This is a genomic window from Amycolatopsis rhizosphaerae (assembly GCF_007713715.1).
Lineage (GTDB): Bacteria > Actinomycetota > Actinomycetes > Mycobacteriales > Pseudonocardiaceae > Amycolatopsis_E > Amycolatopsis_E rhizosphaerae.
In genome coordinates, this window is the sequence record NZ_VJWX01000678.1 from 1 (window position 1) to 2,958 (window position 2,958).

The 2,958-nt window shown below is 72.0% G+C and carries 3 protein-coding genes; 1 reads left to right on the forward strand and 2 read right to left on the reverse strand.

From position 1 onward, the window contains the following. A partial coding sequence (locus tag FNH05_RS35370; protein WP_144593202.1) for a glycoside hydrolase family 1 protein occupies nt 1–779 on the forward strand: 779 nt, incomplete at its 5' end. 47 nt (nt 780–826) lie between these two features. Here FNH05_RS35370 and FNH05_RS35375 read toward each other — a convergent pair. Together FNH05_RS35375 and FNH05_RS35380 are read right to left on the reverse strand one after the other, a co-directional pair. Further along, nucleotides 827–2,245, reverse strand: coding sequence for an MFS transporter (locus FNH05_RS35375; RefSeq protein ID WP_144593203.1), 1,419 nt, complete (start codon nt 2,243–2,245; stop codon nt 827–829). Nucleotides 2,246–2,359: 114 nt separating this feature from the next. Then, entirely contained in the window at nt 2,360–2,674 is a 315-nt protein-coding gene (locus FNH05_RS35380) for an SHOCT domain-containing protein (RefSeq protein WP_144593204.1), read from the reverse strand. Nucleotides 2,675–2,958: the final 284 nt, after the last annotated feature.

A 2,958-nucleotide genomic window follows, 5' to 3' on the forward strand; every position in this document is an offset into this window, starting at 1 on the left:
GGCACGGGCTGGCGGTCGGCGCGATGCGGTCGGCGGCCCGGCCGGAACACCGGTTCGGCATCGTGCTCAACCAGTCGCCTTCGGTGCCGGTGAGCGACGATCCGGCCGATGTGGCCGCCGCGCGGCGGCACGACTGCCTGCTGCGCCGTCAGTTCACCGAGCCGCTGTTCGCGGGCCGGCCTCCCGAGGACTACGCGGAGCTGTTCGGGGCGATCAGCGACTTCTCGTTCCGGCGCGAGGGCGATCCGGAGATCATCTCGACCCCGCTGGACTACCTGGGGCTGAACTTCTACTACCGCCAGCACGTCGCCGACGCGCCGCACCACGAGCCCGATCCCGCCGCACGCACCGCGATCGACATCGGCATCGACACCACGCGCCTGCCCGACGTGCCGCGCACGGGCATGGGCTGGCCGGTCGAGCCGCAGGGGCTGACCGAGGCGCTGGTGGACCTGCGGCGCCGCTACCCCGGACTGCCGCCGGTCTACGTCACCGAAAACGGCTGTGTCCAGCCGGACGAGCGCGATGCCGCCGGGAGGTACACCGACCTCGCCCGGATCGGCTACCTGCGTGACCACCTTCGCGCGGCACACGACGCGCTCGAAGCGGGGGTGGACCTGCGCGGGTACTTCGTCTGGTCCCTTTTGGACAACTTCGAGTGGGCGCACGGGTACAAGTACCGGTTCGGCCTCGTGCACGTCGACTACACCACGCAGGAGAGGACGCCGCGGGCCAGCTACCACTGGTACCGCGACGTCCTGGAAGCCCAGCGCGGGTGAGCCGACCGGGAGCAGCCTCTCCCTCACGGGCTGCTCCCGGTGCCGGCTCACGCTGCCTGGGCCGCTTCCGCGGGCCGGGCCGCGCGGCGCAGGGTGGCCAGCGTGAGGAGGCCACCGGCGGCGGCGATCCCGGCCGCGCCGAGGAAGGCGGCGGAGAACCCGCCGGTCAGCGCGACCGGGTCGCCGAGGCGCCCGGCGCCGAAGGACACGCCCACCGCGGTCATCGTGGCCAGGCCCAGCGCCGAGCCGATCTGGTACGCGGTGTTCACGATGCCGGAGGCCAGGCCCCCTTCTTCCGGCGGAGCGCTGGAGATGGCGGTGCCCAGCGACGGGATGAAGGCCAGTGCCTGCCCGAGCGCGGCGACCAGGGACGCCGGGAGCACGTCGATGACGAAGGTGCCGGTCGGCCGTACGAAGGACAGCCACACCAGTCCGGCGGCGAGGGCCCACAGCCCGCCGATGATGAGCGGCTTGGCGCCGAACCGGGCGATCAGGCGCGGGGCCACGGCCACCATGAGCACCACGATCAGCACCGTCATCGGCAGCAGCGCGGCCCCGCTGGCGAAGGCGCCGTAGCCCAGGACCTGCTGCAGGTACAGGTTGAGGAAGTACCACATCGGGATCCACGCGGCGCCGAGCAGGAACTGCGCGAGGTTCGCCCCGCCGAGGCCGGGCGTGCGGAAGATGCCCAGCCGCACCAACGGGACGCGGCGTGCGCGCTGGAGCGCCACGAACAGCGCGAGCAGGGCGATACCGCCCGCCAGCGCGCCCAGCGTGGCGGCCGAGCCCCAGCCGAGCTGCGGCGCGCGCACGACGGCGAAGACGACCAGGCCCAGTCCCGCGGTCACGGCGAGCGCGCCGAGCACGTCGATCGCCCCGCGGCGGGCCGGTGCGGAGGGCATCAGCAGCGGCGTGGCCACCAGTGCGACCAGCGAGATCGGCACGTACAGCCAGAAGATCCACGGCCAGGACAGCCACTGGGTGAGCACGCCGCCGAGGAAGACACCCGCGGTGCCTCCGGCCGGGGCCGCCGCACCGTAGAGCGCGAGCGCCTTCGTCAGTTCCCGGGGCCGGGCGCCGAACAGGGTCATCAGCAGGGTCAGCGCGGCGGGCGCGATCAGCGCGGCCCCGGCGCCCTGCAAGACGCGGCCGAGCAGTTCGACGCCCGCGGTGCCCGCGAGCGCGGCGACCACCGAGCCGGCCAGCGTCAACGCCCAGCCCGCGCCGAACAGCCTCCGGGCGCCGAGCAGGGCGGCGAGCCTGCCACCGAGCAGCAGCAGGCCGCCGAAGGCGATCACGTAGGCGTTGAAGATCCAGGACAGGTTGTCCGTGGTGAAGCCGAGGTCGGCCTGCATCCGGGGCAGTGCGACCCCGATGATCGAGGTGTCCATGATCACCACGAACTGGGCAAGAGCAAGGAAGCCGAGTGCCCACCAGCGTCGCGGATCCGCGTTTTGTTCCGTCATCACAACCACCAGCTACCGATAGGGGGTACGGGTATCTGGTGGAAGACAGTAGAAGATCACCCCCGTCCCGCGCAAGTACGGGAGGGGGGTATATCTCGGCGGGTTTTCCCGGGTTCAGGGCTGACTGGGGGTGTGGTGCTCGCCGCGCAGCACCTCCAGGCCGCGCCGGTACTCCTGCTCGTCGATCTCCCCGCGCGCGAACCGCTCGGCCAGCAACTGCTCCGGGGTGGGGCGCGAGGGCGCCGCGGGACCGCCGCCCGTACCCGCGGTGCCGCCTGTGCCCGCGGTGCCGCCCGTGCCGCCCGGCTTCCGGGAGAGGTAGCGGATCAGGGCGACCACACCGGCGATCACCAGTGCCCAGAACAGCACCGTGGTGATGGTCATCAGGACGTAGCCCCAGCCCATGCCGTTGCCGTACCAGTACATCATCGTGGAGCCCCTTTTCTCAGGCCGTGCCGACGACTCCACCCTGCGCCGCCGCCCACCGCCGGGCGACGGCCCTAGGTCGCCGGGTGCGAGGCCCTAAGTCCCGGGCGGCTTCAGAGGTCGTTGCCCGCGTAGGAGAGGTTGAAGCTCTTGTTGGTGAGGGGGAAGTCCGGAACGATCGTGTCGGTGAGCGCGACGGGCAGCGCGGGCCAGTTGAAGAAACTCGGGTCGACGATCTTCAGCCGCGTGAGGATCCCGTCGGCGTCCAGTTCGGCGCGGTGCACGAT

What these genes read in the sequence shown, in the direction of transcription:
- FNH05_RS35380 (WP_144593204.1), bottom strand. Translation starts at nt 2,674, where the DNA reads ATGATGTACTGGTACGGCAACGGCATGGGCTGGGGCTACGTCCTGATG.
- FNH05_RS35375 (WP_144593203.1), bottom strand. Translation starts at nt 2,245, where the DNA reads ATGACGGAACAAAACGCGGATCCGCGACGCTGGTGGGCACTCGGCTTC.